Here is a 22376-nt window from a genome sequence, read left to right on the forward strand (position 1 = left end):
ATTTAAAAAGAATGCCGATTATAGATTCCGATTGAAAAATCTAAAATCTATCCCGATAGCTATCGGGACTAAAATCCAAAATTAAAATGGAACGTAAACATTACAAACAAGAAATAAATATGACTGAGGCATTGATCGCTCGTATCAATGAATTGATTAGTCATTATCCGGAAGGCAAACAAAAATCGGCTTTACTGCCTGTTTTGCATGAAGTGCAGGATGCTCACAACAACTGGCTTAGTACTGAATTGCAAGATAAAGTTGCCGAAATTCTTCAAATAAAACCAATTGAGGTTTATGAAGTGGTTACTTTTTATACCATGTTCAACCAAAAACCAATTGGAAAATACATGTTTGAATTTTGCCAGACTTCTTGCTGTTGTTTAAGCGGTGCCGAAAATTTAATGGATTATACTTCTGAAAAATTAGGCATTAAAATGGGTGAAACAACTCCAGACGGAATGTTTACTATTGCTGGTGTAGAATGTTTAGGTGCCTGCGGATACGCTCCAATGATGCAATTAGGCGATTTTTACAAAGAAAAATTGACAGAAGAAAAAATCGATCAGTTAATCGCTGATTGTAAAGATGATAAAATAATATTACACGATAAATAAGATGTCACAAAAAATATTATTAGATAAAATCAATATTCCTGGAATCAAAACCTACGAAGTATATCGTCAAAATGGCGGATACGCTTCTGTAGAAAAAGCTTTAAAAACACTTACACCAGATGAAGTTACTGAAGAAGTAAAAAAATCTGGTCTGCGTGGTCGTGGTGGCGCGGGTTTCCCTGCCGGAATGAAATGGAGTTTTATTGACAAAAAATCAGGAAAGCCAAGACACTTAGTTTGTAACGCTGACGAATCGGAACCGGGAACTTTTAAAGATCGTTATTTGATGGAATTTATTCCTCACTTATTGATCGAAGGAATGATTACTTCTAGTTACGCTTTAGGAGCTAACCTTTCGTATATCTACATTCGTGGAGAATATATGTGGGTTTACAAAATTTTAGAAAGAGCAATCGCCGAGGCTAAAGCTGCAGGCTGGTTAGGAAAAAATATATTAGGTTCAGGTTATGACCTTGAACTTCATGTTCACTGTGGAGCCGGAGCTTATATCTGCGGAGAAGAAACTGCACTTATCGAGTCTTTGGAAGGTAAAAGAGGAAATCCTCGTATTAAACCACCTTTCCCAGCAGTTTCAGGACTTTGGGCAAATCCAACAGTGGTAAACAATGTTGAAACTATAGCAACAGTGCCTTGGATTGTAAACAATTCTGGTGATGATTATGCTAAAATTGGAATTGGACGTTCTACAGGAACTAAATTAATTTCTGCTTCCGGACATATCAAAAATCCTGGAGTTTACGAAATTGAATTAGGTTTAAGTGTAGATGAATTCATGAATTCTGATGAATATTTAGGAGGAATGTCTTCAAGCCGTCCATTAAAAGCATTTGTACCTGGAGGTTCATCTGTGCCAATTTTACCCGCTGAATTGATTTTCAAAACAGCAAACGGAGAAGACAGATTAATGACTTACGAATCTTTAAGTGATGGTGGTTTTGCTACCGGATCTATGTTAGGTTCTGGCGGATTTATTGTTTACAATGATACTGCTTGTGTCGTAAGAAACACTTGGAACTTTGCTCGTTTTTATCACCATGAATCTTGCGGACAATGTACTCCTTGTCGTGAAGGAACAGGATGGTTAGAAAAAATCTTATGGAGAATCGAAAACGGTCAAGGCCGTGAAGAAGATATCGAATTATTGTGGAGCATTCAAAGTAAAATTGAGGGAAACACAATTTGCCCTCTAGGAGACGCCGCTTCTTGGCCGGTAGCAGCAGCGATTCGTCACTTTAGAGATGAGTTTGAATATCACGTTCGTTTCCCAGAAAAAATCAAAAATAGAGATCACTTTGTTGCTGAACCTTTTTCACAAGTGAAGCATTTAGTAGGCGGTAAAGTAATCGTATAAAAATAAAAAGCAGAAAGTTATAAAGTTCATAATATTAAAAAGGACAGCAATTCTTTAAAATATTCCGACTTTCAACAAAAAAGTTTAAATAGTTTCAAGTTTCATGTTTTTTTAGTTTCAAGTCCAACAACCTGAAACTTTAAACCTGAAACTAAAAAAACAAAAGTAAGAGATGAAAGTAACCATAGACGGTCAAAGTATAGACGTAGAGCCAGGAACAACGATCCTGCAGGCTGCACGTATGATTGGTGGAGATTTGGTACCGCCAGCCATGTGCTATTACTCAAAATTAAAAGGCAGCGGTGGAAAATGCCGTTGTTGTTTAGTTGAAGTTTCTAAAGGTAGCGAGGCTGACCCAAGACCAATGCCAAAATTAATGGCATCTTGTGTAACAGGATGTATGGACGGAATGGAAGTAAACAGTAAATCTTCTGACAGAGTTACCGAAGCACGTAAATCTGTAACCGAATTTTTATTGATCAACCATCCATTAGACTGCCCTATTTGTGATCAGGCGGGTGAATGTGATCTTCAAAATTTAAGTTTTGAACACGGAAATCCGAAATCACGTTTTATTGAAGAAAAAAGAACATTTGAACCAGAAGATATTGGTCCGAATATTCAACTGCATATGAACCGTTGTATTTTATGCCAAAGATGTGTACAAGTTGCAGATCAATTGACAGACAACAGAGTTCACGGAGTATTAGATCGTGGCGACCACGCTAATATTTCTACCGGAATTTCTAAAGCAATCGACAATGAGTTTTCTGGAAACATGATTGATGTTTGTCCAGTGGGAGCTTTAACCGACAAAACTTTCCGTTTTAAATCAAGAGTTTGGTTTAATAAACCTTACAACGCACACAGAGAATGTACAACTCCAGGATGTTGTGGTAAAACTACAGTTTGGATGTTTGGCGGAGAAATTCAGCGTGTAACGGGTCGTAAAGACGAGTACCACGAAGTTGAAGAATTCATCTGTAACTCTTGCCGTTTTGATCACAAAAATGTGAATGACTGGGTTATTGAAGGACCAAGAGAATTTGAAAAAGATTCTGTTATCAACCAAAATAACTACACTCAAAAATTAGAGAAAGTACAAATCGATACTGAAAAGAATATTCTTTTGGGTAGAGATATTGACCGTAAAAAAATTAGTATGGCTGAAATTCCATTAAATACTAACAACAAAAATTCTTAATGATGGTAGATGGTGCGTTTATTATTGAAAAAAGTGTTGTTATTGTTGTAGTTTTTGCTGTAACTATGATTATGGCAATGTATTCAACTTGGGCTGAACGTAAAGTTGCTGCTTTCCTTCAGGATCGTGTTGGACCAAACCGTGCAGGTTGGGGAGGTTTATTGCAACCACTTGCAGATGGTATGAAATTATTCTCTAAAGAAGAGTTTTTCCCAAATACGCCAAACAAGTTTTTGTTTGTTGTAGGTCCTGCAATCTCAATGAGTACTGCCTTGATGACAAGTGCTGTAATTCCTTGGGGAGACAGACTTCATGTTTTTGGCAGAGAAGTTATTCTTCAGGCGACCGATGTAAATATTGCTTTATTATACATTTTTGGAGTACTTTCTGTTGGAGTTTATGGCATCATGATTGGTGGATGGGCTTCTAACAATAAATTCTCATTAATGGGAGCTGTTCGTGCAGCTTCGCAAATGGTTTCTTATGAAGTTGCTATGGGATTATCAATGATTGCATTATTGATGATGACTGGAACAATGAGCTTAAAAGAAATTTCATTACAGCAACAAGGCATGAACTGGAATGTTTTCTATCAGCCTTTATCATTTTTAATTTTCTTAATTTGTTCATTTGCAGAAACTAACAGAACTCCTTTTGATTTGGCGGAATGTGAAAGCGAATTAATTGGAGGTTATCATACCGAATATTCTTCAATGAAAATGGGATTCTATTTATTTGCTGAATATGCTAGTATGTTTACTTCTGCAACTATTATTTCTGTATTGTTCTTTGGTGGCTATAACTATCCTGGAATGAGCTGGATGGTAGAAAATGCTGGAGTAAATTTGGCTAATGTTTTAGGAATTGCAGTATTGTTTGCAAAAATATGTTTCTTCATATTTTTCTACATGTGGGTTCGTTGGACAATTCCAAGATTTAGATATGACCAATTAATGAACTTAGGCTGGAGAATTTTGATTCCGCTTTCGATTATTAATATTATGATTACGGGTGCTGTTATTTTAAGACACGATATCGCAGCCGCTTTAGGATTTTAAGAACCGTAATGCCCTAGCCCTGATAGAAGCGGCATCCTTTTATGGTCTCGTTTTTAAACGAGATAAAAAATAAAGCGGATAGCAGGATTAAGCTTCAAATAAAAATAAAATAGATTTTGAATTTGATTGATTTCAAATTATAAATCATAAATCATAGATTAAAAAATGTCAATAGAAACTATATCATTATCGGGTAGAAAAAAGTTGGTCTCTAATAAAGAGATGACTTTCATTGAGCGATTGTATCTTGTGGCGATTGTAAAGGGTTTGGCTATTACGCTTAAACACCTTTTTAGAAAAAAAGTTACGATTCATTATCCTGAACAAGTTAGACAAATGAGTCCGGTTTATCGTGGTCAGCACATGTTGAAACGCGACGAGCAAGGCCGCGAAAACTGTACTGCCTGCGGATTATGTGCCTTATCTTGTCCTGCAGAAGCGATCACAATGAAAGCTGCTGAACGTAAAGCAGACGAAAAACATTTGTACAGAGAAGAAAAATATGCTGAGATATATGAAATCAATATGCTTCGTTGTATTTTTTGTGGTTTATGTGAAGAAGCTTGTCCAAAAGACGCTATTTACTTAACTACTTCTAAAGTTTTAGTTCCTGCCAGCTACGAAAGAGAAGATTTCATTTTTGGAAAGGACAAATTGGTTATGCCTTTAGAAATGGCGATCAAAAATGCTCAACTTAATAACGCTAACTAATGATACATATTCCTGATTTTGCACACGCAACAACTGTACAAGTTATATTTTGTTTCTTAGCGTTCATAACAGTAATTACTGCTTTCTTGACCATTTTTAGCAGAAATCCAATTCACTCAGCTATTTACTTAGTGATTTGTTTCTTCTCTATCGCAGGTCATTATTTACTATTAAATTCTCAGTTTTTAGCAATTGTACATATAATAGTCTACTCAGGAGCGATTATGATTTTGTTCCTATTTACGATTATGCTTATGAATTTGAATGAACAAAGAGATGTTCACCGACCTAGAATCACACGTTTAGGAGCTATTGTTTCATTCTGTTTGATTGTAATTGTTTTGATTACAATATTCATTAACTCTAAACCAATTGTTGGTGAATACGATTCGACCGGCGAAGATTTCCAATCTATTAAAGTACTAGGTAAAATATTATTGAACGAATATATGGTTCCATTTGAATTCGCTTCAGTTTTACTTTTAGTTGCAATGATTGGAACTGTATTATTGTCTAAAAAAGAAAAATTAAATAAATAATGGGTAATATATTAAATCAAATAGGTATTGAAAATTACATCTTTTTAAGTGTTGTACTTTTTTGTATTGGTGTTTTTGGTGTATTGTACAGACGAAATGCTATTATCGTTTTCATGTCTATCGAAATCATGCTAAATGCTGTAAACCTTTTATTTGTTGCATTTTCGACTTATCATCAAGATGCTCAAGGACAGGTTTTCGTATTCTTTTCGATGGCTGTAGCGGCTGCCGAAGTAGCAGTTGGATTAGCAATTTTAGTTTCTATTTTTAGAAACATTGGCTCAATTAGTATCGATAACTTAAAAAACTTAAAAGGATAAATAGAAATGGATACCAATTTAGCTTTACTTTTAGTATTAACTCCTTTTTTAGGGTTTTTAATCAATGTTTTCTTTGGAAAAAGCTTAGGAAAAACAGTTTCTGGAGCAATCGGAACTTTTGCTGTAGCAATTTCTTTTATAGTTACGCTTATTCTTTTTAATCAAATTACTTCAACTGGAAAAGCAATTGAAGTTACTTTATTTGATTGGATTCAAATAAGCAATCTAAAAATCAATCTTGGATTTTTATTAGATCAATTATCTGTTCTTTGGTTGCTTTTCGTAACCGGAATTGGATCTTTGATTCACTTATACTCTATCAGTTACATGCATGACGATGAAAATATGCACAAGTTTTTTGCGTATTTGAATCTGTTCGTGTTCTTTATGATCACACTTGTAATTGGAAGCAACTTATTAGTTTTATTTATTGGCTGGGAAGGTGTTGGACTTTGCTCTTATTTACTAATCGGATTCTGGCATAAAAACCAAGATTACAACGATGCAGCAAAAAAGGCTTTTATTATGAACAGAATTGGAGATTTAGGTCTTTTGATAGGGATGTTCATTCTTGGTTCAATGTTCTCAACTTTAGATTATGCAACTTTAAAAACTGCAATTGCTGGAGCTACTAATTTAAACATTTCTCTTCTTTCATTAGCAGCCTTATGTTTATTCATTGGAGCTTGTGGTAAATCAGCTCAAATTCCGTTGTACACTTGGTTGCCTGATGCTATGGCTGGACCAACTCCAGTTTCTGCATTGATTCACGCTGCTACGATGGTAACAGCAGGTATTTTCATGGTAACAAGATTAAATTTTGTTTTTGATTTAGCCGTTGATGTACAAACTGTAATTGCAATAGTTGGAGCTGTAACTTCATTAGTTGCTGCAACAATTGGTTTAGTTCAAAACGATATCAAAAAAGTATTGGCTTACTCTACAGTTTCACAATTAGGGTTAATGTTTTTGGCATTAGGGTTTGGAGCTTATGAAGTAGCTGTTTTCCATGTAATTACACACGCTTTCTTTAAAGCTTGTTTGTTCTTAGGATCTGGATCTGTTATTCACGGATTACACGGTGAACAAGATATGCGTAAAATGGGTGGATTGCGTAAAGCAATGCCAATTACTTTCTGGACCATGCTGATTTCTTCATTGGCCATTTCAGGAGTTCCATTTTTCTCAGGTTTTTTCTCTAAAGATGAAATTTTAATGACTGCTTTCCATCACAGTATTCCATTATACGTTGTTGGATCTATTGCTTCAATCATGACCGCTTTTTATATGTTTAGACTGATGTTCTTAACTTTCTTCAAAGAATTTAGAGGTACTGAAGAACAAAAACATCATTTGCATGAAAGTGGTGCATTAATCACTATTCCACTTATCATTCTAGCTATATTGGCAACTTTTGGAGGATTAATTAGTTTACCTGGAAACAGCTGGTTAAACGAATATCTTGCTCCTCTTTTCACTAAAGTGGCTGGCGAAGAACACCATTTAGGAACTACAGAATATACTTTGATGGGTGTTGCTGTTTTAGGTGGATTATTAGGAATTTTAATTGCTTACGTAAAATATTTCAAACAAGATAATGTTCCTGAAGCTGACGAAAACATTACGGGTGTAGCAAAAGTTTTATATAACAAATATTATGTTGATGAAGCTTATGATGTACTATTTGTTCGCTCAGTAAACGGATTATCAAGATTCTTTAGAGACTATATTGAAACTGGTTTATCAGCTCTTGTTTTCGGATTAGGAAAAATAACGAATGAATTAGCTTTTCAAGGCAAAAAACTGCAGACTGGAAGTATCGGATTATATCTTTTTGCTTTCGTTATTGGTCTTTGCGCGATTGTTTCTTATATATTTTTAGCTCAATAATTTTATAACTATGAACGTTTCTCTTATATTAATTATTCTTTTAGTTGGTGCATTTGTCACTTATTTTGCTGGTGACAAACTCGCTTCAAAAGTAGCTTTGTTCTTTAGTTTGGCAGCTTTGGGCTGTTCGGTTGTATTGTTGAATCATTTTTCAGCTGGTGAAAGTATCAGCTTGATAAACGCTTGGATTACACAGCCTAAAATTTCATTCGCTTTAAACGCTGATGGATTAGCAATTGCTATGGTTTTATTGAATACAGCTTTGACTCCAATTATTATATTTTCTTCTTTTGGAAATGAATATAAAAACTCAAAAGCTTTTTACGCATTAATATTATTTATGGCTTTTGCAATGACAGGAACTTTCCTTGCAGCAGATGGTCTTTTATATTATATTTTCTGGGAATTAGCACTTATTCCTATTTACTTTATTGCTCTTATCTGGGGTAACGGAGATGCTGAAGAACGCAGAAAAGCAGTTGTAAAGTTCTTTATTTATACACTTGCAGGTTCTTTATTCATGTTAACTGCTTTTATCTATTTATACACAAAAGCACACAGTTTCTTGATTGAAGATTTATACAAATTAAATCTTTCTGCTGATGAGCAACTTTGGATTTTCTTAGCTTTCTTTTTAGCTTACGCAATCAAAATTCCAATTATTCCTTTCCATACATGGCAGGCAAATGTGTACCAAAAAGCACCAACTGTTGGAACAATGCTTTTATCTGGTATCATGTTGAAAATGGGATTATATAGTGTTATTCGTTGGCAATTGCCAATTGCTCCTCTTGCTGCAAAAGAATACATGAACATTTTTATTGCTTTAGGAATTGCTGGTGTAATCTACGGTTCTATCGTAGCGTTAAGACAAAAAGATTTAAAGAAATTATTAGCTTATTCATCTCTTGCTCACGTTGGATTAATTGCTGCAGGAACTTATACTTTAACAGTTGATGGTTTCCGCGGAGCAGTTTTACAAATGATCGCTCACGGTTTTGTAGTAGTTGGATTATTCTATGCTGCAGAAATTATTTATAGAAGATTTGAAACAAGAAATATTGCTGAATTAGGTGGCATTCGTACACAATCTCCTAAATTCACTTCAATGTTCCTAATTTTGGTTTTGGCTTCTGTTGCTTTACCAACTACATTTAACTTTATTGGAGAGTTTACCGTATTATACAGTCTTTCTCAAATTAATATTTGGTTTGCTGTTTTAGGCGGAACAACTATTATTTTAGGAGCTTATTATATGTTGAAAATGTTCCAAAATGTAATGTTAGGTGAAACCAATTCTAAAACTTTTGCAGATGTTTCTGTGAATGAAGGAATTTCTATGGTAGCAATTATTGCTGTTTTGATTTTCTTTGGATTCTATCCAAAACCAATAACAGATTTGATTACACCAAGTTTAGAAACAATACTAAGCGTTATCAATAAAAATTAATATTTTAAATAAAAATAAATTAGGGCGTTTTAGATTTCCTAAATCAAAAAAACAAAAATGAATACATTAATAGCTATAACAGGATTGGGTATTTTTTGCCTATTGTTTGAAATTCTAAATTTTAGAAAAGGCATTGTTCCGTTTACCATTTTAGGTTTATTGGGAGTTTTGGCACTTAACTATTATGAATTTGGATCAACGGCAAGTTATTATAATAATATGATTACAGTGAGCAAGTTCTCTACTGCATTTTCATCATTATTTATTATTTTGACTATTTTCCTTGTAGCGTTAAGCCACAATTTTTACGAGAATCATCAAACAAAAATCTCCGATTATATTGCTATAAAAGTATTTTTATTAGCTGGAGCGGTTGCTATGGTTTCTTTTGGAAACTTAGCCATGTTTTTCTTAGGAATCGAAATTCTTTCTATTGCATTATATATACTTGCTGCGAGCGATCGTTTGAATATTAAAAGCAACGAAGCTGGTATGAAATATTTCTTGATGGGATCTTTTGCATCTGGAATTATTTTATTTGGTATTTGTTTGATTTACGGTGCAATGGGAACTTTTGATGTTACTGAAATTTACGAAAGTTCTTTATCTGCTGAATTACCAATTTGGTTTCCTATCGGAATGATTTTAATGACAATCGGAATGTTTTTCAAAGTTGCAGCTGTACCATTTCATTTCTGGGCTCCAGATGTTTATGAAGGTTCTCCAGCTTTGACAACTGCATTAATGAGTACGCTGGCAAAAGTTGTAGCCATTGCTACACTTTATAAATTAGTTGCTGGTTTAAACTTAATTCCGTCTTTAGAAAATCAAGATCTTTTAGGAACATTTGAACATATTATTGTAATCATTTCAATTGCATCTATGACAGTTGGAAACATAATGGCTTTACGTCAAGTGAATGTAAAACGTATGTTGGCATTTTCTGGAATCTCTCACGCGGGTTTCATGTTAATGACATTTTTAACGATTGCAACTTCTGCTGGAGTTTTATTATATTATGCCGCAGCTTATGCATTAGCAGGAATTGCAGCATTTAGCGTTATCTTATATGTTTGCAAAAATCAGGATAATGAAGATATTACAAACTTTCACGGTCTAGGAAAAACAAATCCGCTTTTGGCTGCAATTTTGACTGGTTCACTATTATCAATGGCCGGAATTCCAATTTTCTCTGGATTTTTTGCTAAATTATTTTTATTCAATCAAACTATTCAGTCTGGCTATATTGCTTTAGTTATTGTTGCCGTTATCAACTCGATTATAAGTGTTGGTTATTATTTCAAACTAATATTGGCAATGTATTCTAAAGAACCAAATGAAGAACGTACAGGGAAACCGTTTCTTATTTATGCAGTTGCAATAGTATCAATTACTTTGAATATTATTTTAGGTTTATTTCCTTCTTTGGTTTTAGATTTATTAAACTAAAAAAATAGAATTCTATACATAGAAAACCATCCGAACAAACGGATGGTTTTTTTATTTTTACTCCGTTTTATTTAGAAGAAAAAATCATGTTAAAAATTTAACTCAAATTGTTTCACATCAAAAAAACTCCATATATTTGAGTTCACTAAAAGCATAAAAATTATGGCCTTTAATTCAAATAATCCATTTTTAAGCAGCAAACGTTTTTCATCAAATGCTGTTTCAAGAGCTGAAGGAGTACACGAAGCGCAAATTATTGACTACAATCAAGAAATGACTTTGTCAGGTACGATCAATAAAACAGCTATTTTATTTTTAATATTAACTGCAGCATCAATGATTACTTGGTGGATGGCGTTCAATGGAATGAATCCAATTATACCTGCGTTCGGCGGTGCGATAGTGGGTTTAATTCTAGTTGTAATTGCCTCTTTCAAACCTCAAGCTTCTCCATATCTAGCTCCTGGTTATGCCTTTTTTGAAGGCTTGTTCATTGGTGGAATTTCAGCAATATTTGAATTAAGATTTCCAGGAATTGTTATAAATGCTGTTGGTGCAACATTAGTAACTTTTTTAGTATGTCTTGGTTTATACAAGTTCAAAATTGTAAAAGTTACTGAGCAATTTAAATCAGTTGTTGTTGCTGCTACTTTAGCAATTGCAACTTATTATTTATTTTCTTGGTTAGCTTCTCTAGTATTCAATTTCACTCCTGTTCATTACGGAAATGGAATGATGAGTATAGGAATCAGTGTTTTTGTAATAATTATTGCAGCTCTGAACTTATTTCTAGACTTTGATCAAATCGAAAAAGGTGTTCAGCAAAGAATGCCAAAATTCATGGAATGGTTTGGTGCAATGGGATTAATGATCACTTTGGTTTGGTTATATATTGAATTCTTAAGATTGTTATCTAAACTATCTAGCAATAAATAAATAAATCAATTCTTAAAATACATAAAAAAAGGCTTTTTGAAATAATCAAAAAGCCTTTTTTTTATGCTATCATCTAGTAGCTTACAAAAATTCTCCTTCCTCTTTCTTTCTCCTCCAAAAACTTCATTAAAAAGATAATTTAGTTCATTTTACTTCCTCTTTTTTCGCTTTAAAAATAAAAAAGCGCCTCCAAAACTATTTATTTAAAGCAAAATTCTAAATAAAAAAGCAATCTATTTCTTACTTTATTAAAACTGACTTAAATTTTAATAAATCTGCAAAAATTTAGAACATATCAAACTATTCTCAATCTGTAAAAAGAAAAAACGTAGTAAAAATAGGACTTCGCATAAAAAATAATTATTATGTAATAAATTACAATTAATGCAATTTATTACATAATAACTAAATTATACTTTAATTTTTTAAGTAATACATTTTTTTTAAGTCAATTAATTACGAATATCAAAAATTTATATATTTTTGTGTAATCGATTACAATTGATAATTGTGAAAGAGAATCAAAACCACAAATAACTATTACTAACTTTATTAACCTGAACAATTATGAAAAAAAACCTACTTTTCGTTTTCGTTTTTTTTATTACAGCTCAAATTTGGGCACAACAAGTCACAATTACTGAAGCATCAGGCTGGCTTGAATCTGCTTTTGTAAAATGGCAGCCCGTGAGCAATGCTCAAACCTACAATGTTTATTATTCTGGTGAAGGAATAACCGACAGAAAAATAGACGATCAGCTTATTAGAAGCTATGGAAATTATTTTCGTGCAGATATTCCAGGTTTAAAAGCTGGATCTTACACAATCAAAGTAAAACCCGTAATTTCAGGAACAGAAGGATCTGGATCAACAACCAGTGCGTTAACTGTTTCTGCACACGATCGAAATGGATTTGCTTTTGAAAGCGGAAGAATTCCTGGCGGTTATAAAGCAGACGGAACTCCAAAAGATAATGCCGTAATTCTATACATAACGCAGAATACAAAAAATACTATTTCGATGAATATTACTGGAGCAAGTGCAAACCCTTGTATTGGTCTTCAGAATATTTTGTATGCTATTAAAAAAGGAAAAGATACGCGTCCTTTTATTATAAGATTAATTGGAAATATTACTGACATGACTGTAATGGAAGGTGGCGATGTTGTAATCGAAAACGCAAACAATGCCTCGAGTTATGTAACGATAGAAGGAATTGGAAATGATGCAGTTGCAAATGGCTGGGGAGTTCGTCTTAAATCGGCTTCAAATATTGAAGTAAGCAATCTTGGATTTATGAACTGCAATAGTACGGCGGGTGATAATGTTGGAATGCAACAAGACAATGACCACATCTGGGTTCACAATTGCGATTTATTTTACGGAAATGCCGGAAGCGATGCTGATCAAATTAAAGGTGATGGCGCCTTGGACAACAAATCTTCAACATATATCACTTTGTCCTATAATCACTTTTGGGACAACGGAAAAGCAAGTCTTTTAGGGCTAAGCGAAGGAACTACAACTGGTTTATACATTACCTATCATCATAACTGGTTTGATCATTCTGATTCCCGTCATCCACGTGTTCGTTATTATTCTGCACATATTTACAATAATTATTATGATGGAAATGCCAAATATGGCGCTGGGTCAACTTTGGGATCATCTCTTTTTGTAGAAGGTAATTATTTCCGTAATGCTAAACATCCGATGTTGACTTCATTGCAAGGAACTGATATTTGGGATGAAACCAATCAAGTTAATAATGCCGGAACTATGGGAACATTTTCTGGCGAGGCCGGCGGATTTATTAAAGCTTTTAACAATACATTTGATGCTTCAAACGGAACAAACAATATGCGCTTTGTAGCTTATAATGATCCTAATCCGCTGTATAATATTTCAGGAAAAATAAGTTCTGTTACAGATTTTGATGCCTATGTAGCAACAACAAGAGGCGAAAATGTAAGCAGTACTATCAAATCAAAATCGGGAGCAAATTCATATAATAACTTTGATACTGATGCCGCATTATATGTTAAAAATCTAGTAATCGATCAGCCCGCGACAGCAAAAACTAAAGTAACGCAGTACGCCGGGCGTATTTCTGGAGGAGATTTAAAATGGACATTCGATAATAGTGTCGACGATACATCGTCTCTTGTTATTACAGCACTTAAATCGGCTTTGACAAACTATAGCGGGACATTAGTTGCTGTTCAAGGTGAAGGAAACCCACCAGCGAGTTCGCAAACACTGACTTCGACAGGCAATCAAAATCAAACCGTTGCAAGCGGAACTGCAATTGCATCAATTGTATTTACATGGGGTGGAGATGCTACAGATGCAACTGTAACAGGTTTGCCAGCATCAGGACTAAGTTTCGTAAAAAATACAACTGCAAAAACAATTACGATTACAGGAACTCCAACAGCAACAGTTTCCTACTCGATTGCAACGATTGGAACTGGAACTCCTGCGACTGCTTCTGGAACAATAACAGTTACAGCGGCCGGAACTCAAACTTTGACTTCTACAACAAATAATAATCAAACTGTTGCCAGCGGAACAGCGATAAATTCAATAGTATTCACTTGGGGAGGAACTGCTACAGATGCAACTGTAACTGGTTTGCCAGCATCAGGATTAAGTTTCGTAAAAAATACAACTGCAAAAACAATTACAATTACTGGAACACCAACAGCAACTGTTTCGTATTCAATTGCAACCACAGGAACAGGGACAATTGCAACTGGTTCAGGGACTATTACCGTAACTACTGGAACACCAAGCGGCGATGAGATTCATAATTTCACTACTTCTGGAAAAACAAGTTCATTTTATACAATTACCGGAAATATGAATTCTTCAGATGGTTCTGTAACATACAACGGACTAACCTTAACTAAACGCTTAAAAATTGAAACGAGCACGTCTATTTCATATACAACAACAAGCGCTTCAACATTAACTTTAGTATTTGATTCAAATTTTACAGGAACAATTAAAGTTGATAATGTTTCTTACACTGCATCTGCAGGAATTGTAACAGCATCAATTGCAGCAGGTTCACATACTATTACAAAAGGTTCTGTTGCTAATCTCTTTTACATTAGCACACAGTACAATTCAAGCAGCACTTTAAGAACGGCACCAACAACTGAAATAGCTGCGGAGCCAAAAACTTCAAAAGTCCTTTTATACCCAAATCCAGTTTCTGATGTTTTATATATTTCTAAATCAACTCAAACTATAGAAAAAGTTCAGGTTTACAATATGTCCGGTACATTAGTTAAGAGCGGTAGTAAAGATGCTGAAAGTATCGATTTAAGCAATTTAATTCCAGGAACTTATTTGGTAAAAGTTTATACAAATGACGGTTCTATCAATCAAACTATTCTGAAAAAATAAACGAACCAAACTCAACTAACTCAATTCAAAACTAAAAAGGCTTCCATTATAGGAAGCCTTTTGTTCTTTAAAAATTTTCTGATCCTGGAAGATTTTCCAGAACAGAGTTGGGATTGTCTTTTGCAAATAACATCTGCCGTTTCAATTGAAATTTTTTGGTTTCATGCTCACTTGGCATGCTATCTCGCAGCGTATTTGTTACTTCATGTTCAACCACTCCTGTCATTAAATTGTAATCACTAGACAAATGAGCACCAGCTCCGGAATTAAAAGTATGCATCTCTATAAGAACTAAATCATTATTTACATACTTATATAATGTTTCTCTCGTACCAGAAGGTCCTCCACCGCTTTGAAGCATAATGTGCAATATTTTATTCTCTATAAAAATCTCCTCTGATGTGTACATTTGATAACCGGTTTCAGTATATTCAGGATCTAAAGCTTCCCAAGAAATATCCTGAAGTTTATATTCTCCCGTTTCTTGTTTTAAAAGAACTAAAACTGCACGAGAATCTCCATTATCATTTTCATTTTGCAATGCAATTACCACGTCCTTAAGTCCATCATCATTAAGGAAACCTTCTGCTTTCATTTTTATTATATAAGATCCTACCACAAAATCATCGGCAGTTTTTCCTGTTTTAGGAAATTCCGGGGCGGTAAATATCTCTTCGTCTTCTGTTTCTGTTTCGTCAGCAATAGACTGATATAAAGTATCTTTTTGTATTGATACCGTTTTTACATCTGTTTTTTTATTGCAGCTTATAATAGTTGCTGCAAGAATTAAGAAAATTATTTGACATTTCATTATTAGAAATTTTTACTCAAACTTAAATAAAATCTCACAGAATTAACAATTAAAAAAACCGCTATTCCTAAATCAAATAGAAAAAGCGGCTTAAATTAAAAATTATTACGAACTATAAATCAAATTTAATTCCTTGTGCCAAAGGAAGATTCGTTGTATAATTGATGGTATTAGTTTGACGTCTCATGTAAATTTTCCAGGCATCAGATCCAGATTCACGACCGCCTCCCGTTTCTTTTTCTCCACCAAAAGCACCACCGATTTCAGCACCAGAAGTCCCAATGTTTACGTTTGCAATTCCGCAGTCAGAACCCGTAACCGATAAAAATCTTTCGGCTTCACGTAAATTATTTGTCATAATTGCAGAAGACAATCCTTGAGCAACTCCATTTTGAATCTCAATTGCATTGTCGACATCTCCAGAATATTTAATCAAATATAAAACCGGAGCAAAAGTTTCGTGCTGCACAATTGCAAATGAATTTTCAGCCTCTGCAATGGCAGGTTTTACGTAACAGCCACTTTCGTAACCTTCGCCAGAAAGCACACCGCCTTCAACCAAAACTTTTCCACCTTCGGCAACTACTCTATTTAAAGCTACTGCATATTGTTCAACTGCATGCGTGTCTATAAGCGGCCCAACATGATTATTTTCGTCAAGCGGATTTCCAATTCTTAATTGTTTATAAGCCGCAACTAGTGCTTCTTTTACCTTATCATAAATACTTTCGTGAATAATCAATCTTCGTGTTGAAGTACAGCGTTGTCCAGCCGTTCCAACAGCGCCAAAAACAGCACCAATAACCGTCATTTTAATATCGGCATCTGGAGTCACAATAATGGCATTGTTTCCTCCTAACTCTAATAATGATTTTCCTAATCTTCCGGCAACGGCTTGTGCTACAATCTTACCCATTCTGGTAGAACCTGTAGCTGAAATTAGCGGAATACGAGTATCTTTCGTCAATAACTCACCTACTTGATAATCTCCATTTATTAAACACGAGATTCCTTCTGGAAGATTATTTTCTTTAATAACCTGAGCAATTATGTTTTGACAGGCGATGCCACAAAGAGGCGTTTTCTCAGAAGGTTTCCAAACACAGACATCTCCAGAAATCCATGCCAGAGCCGTATTCCAAGACCAAACTGCAACCGGAAAATTAAATGCCGAAATAATTCCGACAATTCCTAACGGATGATATTGCTCATACATACGGTGACCCGGTCTTTCAGAATGCATTGTCAATCCGTGTAGTTGACGAGATAATCCAACTGCAAAATCACAGATATCGATCATTTCCTGAACTTCACCATAACCTTCCTGCAATGATTTTCCCATTTCATAAGAAACCAATTTTCCTAGAGCTTCTTTATTCTGACGTAATTTTTCTCCAAACTGACGTACAATTTCACCACGTTGCGGTGCAGGAATCAATCTGAATGTTTTAAAAGCTTCTGTCGCTGAACGCATTACTTTTTCGTAATCTTCTAAAGTAGAAGTTTTTACCGATGCAATTAATTTTCCGTCAACAGGTGAAAAACTATCTAAAATCTCTCCCGAAGAAAAACTTTCTGTTCCTGTTGAAGTTCCGTCGTTAACCAGCTTAATGCCAAGTTTATCTAGCGCTTCGTTCATGCCAAATTGTGATGCTATTGTTGTCATTGTAACTTTTTTAGTTAAAATTGTTATATTTTTATGTAAAGATATTCTTTTAGAATTAATTTCAAATTGAAGTGTCTTCATAAAGAGGAGTAAATTTAAGATTAATAAATAATATTAACAGAAATGAAGTCTTACTTATTGGATTTATTTAGTGAAATTTGCAGTATTCAATACTAAAAATTATGTCCATTTTCAGCAGATTTTTGCTTTGCTTACTATTAATTTCAGCAAATGCATTTTCCCAAAAAGAGAAATCATCCTTTCAGATAGTACCACTAGGAATAAAAGGTGGGATTGACGAAAAAAATCTTTCAGCTTATTTACTTGCTCCAGCCAACACTAAAGATTTTATTTGTCTAGATGCAGGAACAGTTAATGCTGGAATTGAAAAAGCTATTGAAAATAAAGTTTTTAAAGTTTCAACTAGCGAAGTTTTAAGAAAATATATAAAAGGATATCTAGTTTCACATGCACATTTAGATCATGTTTCGGGATTAATTATAAATTCTCCTGCCGATTCTTCTAAAACTGTTTATGCGACAGACAAATGTATGGAAATGATGGAAAATCATTATTTCAACGATCAAACTTGGGCCAATTTTGGAGACAAAGGCGTGGGTTTTCCGTTAAAGAAATATCATTTTCAAACTTTGAATTTAGGTGAAGAAACTCCTATTTCTAATACAAAAATGACGGTTAAAGCTTTTCCTTTGAGTCACGTTAATCCGTTTGAAAGTACTGCATTTCTAGTTAAAAGTGAAGATTCTTATGCTTTATATTTAGGTGATACTGGCCCTGATTCTGTTGAAAAAAGCGATAAACTTAAAGCTTTATGGACGGCTGTTGCGCCTTTGGTTCAAAGCAAAAAATTAAAAGGAATTTTTATCGAAGTTTCTTTTCCTAACGAACAGCCAGACAAATTTTTATTCGGACACTTAACTCCAAATCATTTAATGACTGAGCTTCATATTTTAGAAGATTTAGCTGGAAAAGGTTCTTTAAATAATTTCAAAATCATTATTACACATTTAAAGCCTCCAGCAAAAAATATTACAAAAATTAAAGAGCAACTAAAAAGTCAAAATGATTTAGGTTTGAAGATTATTTATCCTGAACAGGGGAAAAAGTTTGAATTATAAGAAATTTTATTTGTAAGTTATTTTTTATAATTTAGGCCAATAAATTTTTATTCAATGAGAATTATTTGGTCCAAAAAAGCAAATTATACCTTTTATACTATTCAAAATTATTTAGAATATTTTTGGTCGCCATTAATAGCTCAAAAATTCATCAAAGATGTTTTACACATTTTAAATTTATTAGAAAGCAATACAATGCTTGGAAAATATAATTCAAACTTGAAATGTAGAGAAATACTTATTTCAAAACATATCACTTTATACTATCAAACAGAGAAAGACCATCTGGAATTAATCTCATTTTATAACAATCGTCAAAAACCAATAAATATAATTGACTTGTAATTTTATATTAGGTTTTTACTTTTTAATTCCGCTAACATTTCTTCATGTGTTATAAAATCTCCATTCTTCAAATCAAGTTTTCCTTGCTCAATATCAGCTTTTAAATCTAGCATGAAATTTTCTTCTGGCGAAAGAATTTTGGCAATAGACAATACCTCATCTGGAGTGAATGATTGCGTTTTCAATTTCCTATAAAAGGTTGGACTAGAAATACCGACTTTTTCAATAATATAATTTTTTTTATACGCTGATTTTTCGATTAGACCCTCAATACTTTCCAGTATATTCTTATATGCGATAATTTCTTGTATCATTTTTGTTACTTTTTTATAACATTTATGATACAAATATATATCAAAAATGATATAAAAAATTTTCTTTAACACAAAAATAAACCCGACAGCTTTTAAAAAGCTATCGGGTTTAATATTTAAAATCAATAAATTACTTCTTAGCCGTAAATCTAGGATCAGTCTCCATAACAGTTCCACATTTATCGCACGTTCTTAATTCTTCTGAATTGTAAAAATGTTCAAAATGAGGAAGAAAATCTTTCTCTATATTATGCAGTTCAAAATACACTTCATAAAGTTTGTGATTGCAATTATCGCAATGCCAAAGTAGTCCGTCAGTATATCCTTTTCCGGCACGTTTGCGCTCAATAACCAATCCAATTGAACCCTCGGAACGAACAGGAGAATGCGGAATTTTAGCCGGATGCAAATACATATCTCCAGCATTTAATTCCATTTCTCTGCGTTCGCCATCTTCTTGAATGACTACTTTTATACTTCCTTCTAATTGATAAAAAAGTTCTTCGGTTTCGTTATAATGATAATCTTTTCTTGCGTTTGGTCCAGCAACAATCATTACAATATAATCGCCTGAATCTACATATAGATTTTTATTTCCAACTGGTGGTTTTAGTAAGTGTCGGTTTTCTTCAATCCATTTTGTTAGATTGAATGGTTTTGCTATAGCCATTTTTTCAGAATTTATGAAAAGCTAAGGTAACGAATTTGTAGAGACGCACAGCAGTGCGTCTTATCGATTTTGATCATGGCAACCTAGACGCACTGCTGTGCGTCTCTACAATTTCTCACGTATGAGATAAACATAAACCGGAAAATGATCACTAAAACCTGCTTCGGTCAACGAATTTCTTAACGGATATCCTTTATATTTTCCCGAAGTTTGAATTAAATACGGTTTGTTAAAAATCCCTGCTTTCCAAAATTCATAACTTGAATAATCAGGTTCGATAAAAGATTTCGTCATTATAATTTGGTCAAAAATATCCCAAGAATCACGAAAAGCTAAAGTTCCCATTCCTTTTCCTGCCATTTCTTCAAATGGATTGTAAACACCAAATTCTGGAACTTCAACCTTTTTTGATTTTGCTCCCAAAGCGATTTTGACACTTTTATTAAAAGGTCCATCGTTTAAATCACCCATTGTTATCACTTTTGCCTTTGGATTTATTTGCTGTAAAGAATCAATTATTTTTCTGTTTAGTTTTCCAGCCGCTTCACGATAGGGACTGCTGGCTTTTTCTCCTCCCGATCTCGAAGGCCAGTGATTAATAATTACATGAATCTCTTCATCATCTAAAAAACCAGTCACTAAAAGCTGATCTCTCGTAAAAACACGGTTTTTAGCATCAATCTTGATTTCAACATCTCCCAAATCTTCATTGCTATTTTCCTCAAGAACGGGCTTATTCTTATAGATCAATAATGGGATATTAGAATAAGAAGTCGGCCTGAAATATTTCTTCTGATATAAAAGCGCTACGTCAATTCCGCGTTGATCGGGTGAATCAAAATGGATAATTCCGTAATCGTAACCAGCTATTTTTTCCTGTTTTATTAGATCTTCGAGGACGCCTCTGTTTTCAATTTCGGCACAGCCAATTAAAGTCGGTGAATTTGAATTTTCTGGAGTTCCAATTTCTGAAATAACTCTTGAAAGGTTTTTCAATTTTTGCTCATACTTTTCTTTCGTCCAGTGCTGTGCTCCTCCGGGGGTCCACTCGTCATCATTCGTATTTGGATCATCAATTGTATCAAAAAGATTTTCAAAATTGTAAAAAGCAACCGTATGAATAACGTACTTTTTAGATTGTGCAATTGTAATAGAAAATCCAAAAAAAGCAACCAAACAAAAATGAAATTTAATAATTTGCATAACTTTAAAAATTTAAACGACCAATTTAAATAAATTGTAAGAAAATTAGGTAATTTTATTGCGTTTTTGAATATGAAAATTGCCTCTTACTAATATTAAACAGCAAAAGAAACTATGAATAACCCTTTTAATATCAAGAAGCATTTTGGCTTTTGTAAAATCGCATTTCTTACTTTTGCTTTACAAACAATCAACTGTCAATCTCAACAAATCATGATAACACCGCCTTATTTACAAAAAGGAGATACTGTAGCTCTTTTAGCAACTGCCAGAAAAAATATCGATGATAATTTAAAACCAACTATTGATTTACTTCACAGCTGGGGATTAGAAGCCGTTGTTGGAAGTACAATTGGTCTTGATTACCATCAGCTGGCGGGAACAGATGAACAGCGTGCAGCCGATTTTCAAAAACAATTAGACAATCCGAATATTAAAGCAATTTGGTGTGTACGCGGTGGATATGGAACTGTAAGAATGTTAGATTTACTAGATTTTACCAAATTCAAGCAACATCCAAAATGGGTTATTGGGTTTAGCGATGTTACGGTTTTGCACAATCATTTAAACACAATGGGCTATAAATCAATTCATGGTATTATGCCCGTGACGATTCCGCGTGCGACTCCGGCGGCGGTTAGTTCTATGAAATCGAGTTTGTTTGGCGAACCTATTTCCTACTCTATTGGTCCTGATAAAATGAATCGTTTTGGTAAAGCAACCGGCGAATTAGTTGGCGGAAATCTTTCTATTTTATATAGTTTGTTAGGTTCTCCTTCGGCCATTGACTGTAAAGATAAAATCTTATTTATTGAAGATTTAGATGAATATCTGTATCATATTGATCGTATGATGATGAATTTAAGACGCAATGGCTGTATTGAAAACTTAAAAGGAATCCTTATTGGCGGTATGACCAAAATGAAGGATAATGAAGTGCCTTGGGGTAAAAATGCATTAGAAATCATTGATGATGTTACTAAAAAATATAATATCCCGGTTATCTTTAATTTCCCGGCAGGACACGTTCAAGACAATCGTGCTTTAATTATGGGGAATACAATTTCTATTAATGTGAATGCATCCGGAAGCACCGTTACGTTTCAGAAATAACAGTATTTCTTAAGGCAAGAAAAAATACCACACATAAAAAATCTCGCAAAGACGCGAAGTCGCAAAGTTTGAATTATGCTTTGCGACTTCGCGTCTTTGCGTGCAAAAAACCTAAAACTTGAAACTTGAAACCTAAAACCTGAAACTAAAAACAA

At 33.8% G+C, this 22376-nt stretch carries 20 protein-coding genes; 15 read left to right on the plus strand and 5 right to left on the minus strand.

Features of this window, described 5'->3' with window-relative positions:
• Positions 1–86 precede the first annotated feature (86 nt).
• The 12 genes from nuoE to EV145_RS01805 all read left to right on the plus strand — a co-directional run bounded on the left by nuoE (position 87) and on the right by EV145_RS01805 (position 14960).
• A complete protein-coding gene (gene nuoE / locus EV145_RS01750) occupies positions 87–617 on the plus strand; it encodes a complex I 24 kDa subunit family protein (protein WP_133523518.1) in 531 nt (176 codons plus the stop codon).
• 1 nt (position 618) lies between these two features.
• A complete protein-coding gene (gene nuoF, locus EV145_RS01755; RefSeq protein WP_056206816.1) occupies positions 619–1989 on the plus strand; it encodes an NADH-quinone oxidoreductase subunit NuoF in 1371 nt (456 codons plus the stop codon).
• A 172-nt stretch (positions 1990–2161) separates the two neighbouring features.
• Positions 2162–3193: a 2Fe-2S iron-sulfur cluster-binding protein gene (locus EV145_RS01760; protein ID WP_133523519.1), complete on the plus strand. Its 1032-nt coding sequence runs from the start codon at positions 2162–2164 to the stop codon at positions 3191–3193.
• Positions 3193–4251 carry an NADH-quinone oxidoreductase subunit NuoH gene (gene nuoH, locus EV145_RS01765; protein WP_208110884.1) on the plus strand — a complete coding sequence of 353 codons (1059 nt, stop codon included), beginning with the start codon at positions 3193–3195 and terminating at the stop codon, positions 4249–4251. Before EV145_RS01760 ends, nuoH begins: the two co-directional genes overlap by 1 nt.
• Positions 4252–4416: 165 nt before the next feature.
• Entirely contained in the window at positions 4417–4962 is a 546-nt protein-coding gene (locus EV145_RS01770) for a NuoI/complex I 23 kDa subunit family protein (RefSeq protein ID WP_133523520.1), read from the plus strand.
• A complete protein-coding gene (locus EV145_RS01775; RefSeq protein ID WP_133523521.1) occupies positions 4962–5501 on the plus strand; it encodes an NADH-quinone oxidoreductase subunit J in 540 nt (179 codons plus the stop codon). The genes EV145_RS01770 and EV145_RS01775 overlap by 1 nt, the downstream gene beginning before the upstream one ends.
• The gene (gene nuoK / locus EV145_RS01780) at positions 5501–5821 is read left to right on the plus strand and encodes an NADH-quinone oxidoreductase subunit NuoK (protein WP_133523522.1); all 321 of its coding nucleotides are present in this window, start codon (positions 5501–5503) and stop codon (positions 5819–5821) included. Before EV145_RS01775 ends, nuoK begins: the two co-directional genes overlap by 1 nt.
• 6 nt (positions 5822–5827) lie before the next feature.
• On the plus strand, positions 5828–7711 hold the full coding sequence (nuoL, locus tag EV145_RS01785) for an NADH-quinone oxidoreductase subunit L (RefSeq protein ID WP_133523523.1): 1884 nt from the start codon (positions 5828–5830) through the stop codon (positions 7709–7711).
• 10 nt (positions 7712–7721) lie between these two features.
• A complete protein-coding gene (locus EV145_RS01790) occupies positions 7722–9161 on the plus strand; it encodes a NuoM family protein (protein ID WP_133523524.1) in 1440 nt (479 codons plus the stop codon).
• 57 nt (positions 9162–9218) lie between these two features.
• On the plus strand, positions 9219–10610 hold the full coding sequence (locus EV145_RS01795; protein ID WP_133523525.1) for an NADH-quinone oxidoreductase subunit N: 1392 nt from the start codon (positions 9219–9221) through the stop codon (positions 10608–10610).
• A 162-nt stretch (positions 10611–10772) separates the two neighbouring features.
• On the plus strand, positions 10773–11546 hold the full coding sequence (locus tag EV145_RS01800) for a Bax inhibitor-1/YccA family protein (protein WP_133523526.1): 774 nt from the start codon (positions 10773–10775) through the stop codon (positions 11544–11546).
• A gap of 567 nt (positions 11547–12113) precedes the next feature.
• Positions 12114–14960: a T9SS type A sorting domain-containing protein gene (locus tag EV145_RS01805; protein WP_133523527.1), complete on the plus strand. Its 2847-nt coding sequence runs from the start codon at positions 12114–12116 to the stop codon at positions 14958–14960.
• 67 nt (positions 14961–15027) lie between these two features.
• Here the strand turns inward: EV145_RS01805 and EV145_RS01810 are convergent, their stop codons facing one another.
• On the minus strand, positions 15028–15771 hold the full coding sequence (locus EV145_RS01810) for a hypothetical protein (RefSeq protein ID WP_133523528.1): 744 nt from the start codon (positions 15769–15771) through the stop codon (positions 15028–15030).
• A 112-nt stretch (positions 15772–15883) separates the two neighbouring features.
• Complete coding sequence (locus EV145_RS01815) at positions 15884–17437, minus strand: aldehyde dehydrogenase family protein (RefSeq protein ID WP_133523529.1); 1554 nt, start codon at positions 17435–17437, stop codon at positions 15884–15886.
• Positions 17438–17619: 182 nt separating this feature from the next.
• Here EV145_RS01815 and EV145_RS01820 point away from each other — a divergent pair, with 182 nt between their 5' ends.
• Both EV145_RS01820 and EV145_RS01825 read left to right on the plus strand, forming a co-directional pair.
• Positions 17620–18576 carry an MBL fold metallo-hydrolase gene (locus EV145_RS01820; RefSeq protein WP_133523530.1) on the plus strand — a complete coding sequence of 319 codons (957 nt, stop codon included), beginning with the start codon at positions 17620–17622 and terminating at the stop codon, positions 18574–18576.
• Between the two features lie 54 nt (positions 18577–18630).
• On the plus strand, positions 18631–18921 hold the full coding sequence (locus EV145_RS01825) for a type II toxin-antitoxin system RelE/ParE family toxin (RefSeq protein ID WP_133523531.1): 291 nt from the start codon (positions 18631–18633) through the stop codon (positions 18919–18921).
• 2 nt (positions 18922–18923) lie between these two features.
• Here the strand turns inward: EV145_RS01825 and EV145_RS01830 are convergent, their stop codons facing one another.
• From EV145_RS01830 to EV145_RS01840, 3 genes are all read right to left on the minus strand, one after another.
• Entirely contained in the window at positions 18924–19235 is a 312-nt protein-coding gene (locus EV145_RS01830) for a hypothetical protein (protein WP_133523532.1), read from the minus strand.
• A 130-nt stretch (positions 19236–19365) separates the two neighbouring features.
• Positions 19366–19905, minus strand: coding sequence for a 3-hydroxyanthranilate 3,4-dioxygenase (locus EV145_RS01835; RefSeq protein WP_133523533.1), 540 nt, complete (start codon positions 19903–19905; stop codon positions 19366–19368).
• Between the two features lie 105 nt (positions 19906–20010).
• Positions 20011–21108 (minus strand): endonuclease/exonuclease/phosphatase family protein, encoded by a 1098-nt coding sequence (locus tag EV145_RS01840; protein ID WP_133523534.1) that lies wholly within the window; start codon positions 21106–21108, stop codon positions 20011–20013.
• Positions 21109–21321: 213 nt separating this feature from the next.
• On the opposite strand from EV145_RS01840, the gene EV145_RS01845 reads away from it, so the two are divergent.
• The gene (locus EV145_RS01845) at positions 21322–22221 is read left to right on the plus strand and encodes an LD-carboxypeptidase (protein ID WP_133523795.1); all 900 of its coding nucleotides are present in this window, start codon (positions 21322–21324) and stop codon (positions 22219–22221) included.
• The last annotated feature ends 155 nt before the right edge of the window (positions 22222–22376 follow it).

It is taken from the genome of Flavobacterium sp. 245, assembly GCF_004362055.1.
Taxonomy (GTDB): domain Bacteria; phylum Bacteroidota; class Bacteroidia; order Flavobacteriales; family Flavobacteriaceae; genus Flavobacterium.

Bases quoted from the DNA above. Each gene is read 5' to 3' on its own strand.
- nuoE (WP_133523518.1), top strand. From the start codon at position 87: ATGGAACGTAAACATTACAAACAAGAAATAAATATGACTGAGGCATTG.
- nuoF (WP_056206816.1), top strand. From the start codon at position 619: ATGTCACAAAAAATATTATTAGATAAAATCAATATTCCTGGAATCAAA.
- EV145_RS01760 (WP_133523519.1), top strand. From the start codon at position 2,162: ATGAAAGTAACCATAGACGGTCAAAGTATAGACGTAGAGCCAGGAACA.
- nuoH (WP_208110884.1), top strand. From the start codon at position 3,193: ATGATGGTAGATGGTGCGTTTATTATTGAAAAAAGTGTTGTTATTGTT.
- EV145_RS01770 (WP_133523520.1), top strand. From the start codon at position 4,417: ATGTCAATAGAAACTATATCATTATCGGGTAGAAAAAAGTTGGTCTCT.
- EV145_RS01775 (WP_133523521.1), top strand. From the start codon at position 4,962: ATGATACATATTCCTGATTTTGCACACGCAACAACTGTACAAGTTATA.
- nuoK (WP_133523522.1), top strand. From the start codon at position 5,501: ATGGGTAATATATTAAATCAAATAGGTATTGAAAATTACATCTTTTTA.
- nuoL (WP_133523523.1), top strand. From the start codon at position 5,828: ATGGATACCAATTTAGCTTTACTTTTAGTATTAACTCCTTTTTTAGGG.
- EV145_RS01790 (WP_133523524.1), top strand. From the start codon at position 7,722: ATGAACGTTTCTCTTATATTAATTATTCTTTTAGTTGGTGCATTTGTC.
- EV145_RS01795 (WP_133523525.1), top strand. From the start codon at position 9,219: ATGAATACATTAATAGCTATAACAGGATTGGGTATTTTTTGCCTATTG.
- EV145_RS01800 (WP_133523526.1), top strand. From the start codon at position 10,773: ATGGCCTTTAATTCAAATAATCCATTTTTAAGCAGCAAACGTTTTTCA.
- EV145_RS01805 (WP_133523527.1), top strand. From the start codon at position 12,114: ATGAAAAAAAACCTACTTTTCGTTTTCGTTTTTTTTATTACAGCTCAA.
- EV145_RS01810 (WP_133523528.1), bottom strand. From the start codon at position 15,771: ATGAAATGTCAAATAATTTTCTTAATTCTTGCAGCAACTATTATAAGC.
- EV145_RS01815 (WP_133523529.1), bottom strand. From the start codon at position 17,437: ATGACAACAATAGCATCACAATTTGGCATGAACGAAGCGCTAGATAAA.
- EV145_RS01820 (WP_133523530.1), top strand. From the start codon at position 17,620: ATGTCCATTTTCAGCAGATTTTTGCTTTGCTTACTATTAATTTCAGCA.
- EV145_RS01825 (WP_133523531.1), top strand. From the start codon at position 18,631: ATGAGAATTATTTGGTCCAAAAAAGCAAATTATACCTTTTATACTATT.
- EV145_RS01830 (WP_133523532.1), bottom strand. From the start codon at position 19,235: ATGATACAAGAAATTATCGCATATAAGAATATACTGGAAAGTATTGAG.
- EV145_RS01835 (WP_133523533.1), bottom strand. From the start codon at position 19,905: ATGGCTATAGCAAAACCATTCAATCTAACAAAATGGATTGAAGAAAAC.
- EV145_RS01840 (WP_133523534.1), bottom strand. From the start codon at position 21,108: ATGCAAATTATTAAATTTCATTTTTGTTTGGTTGCTTTTTTTGGATTT.
- EV145_RS01845 (WP_133523795.1), top strand. From the start codon at position 21,322: ATGATAACACCGCCTTATTTACAAAAAGGAGATACTGTAGCTCTTTTA.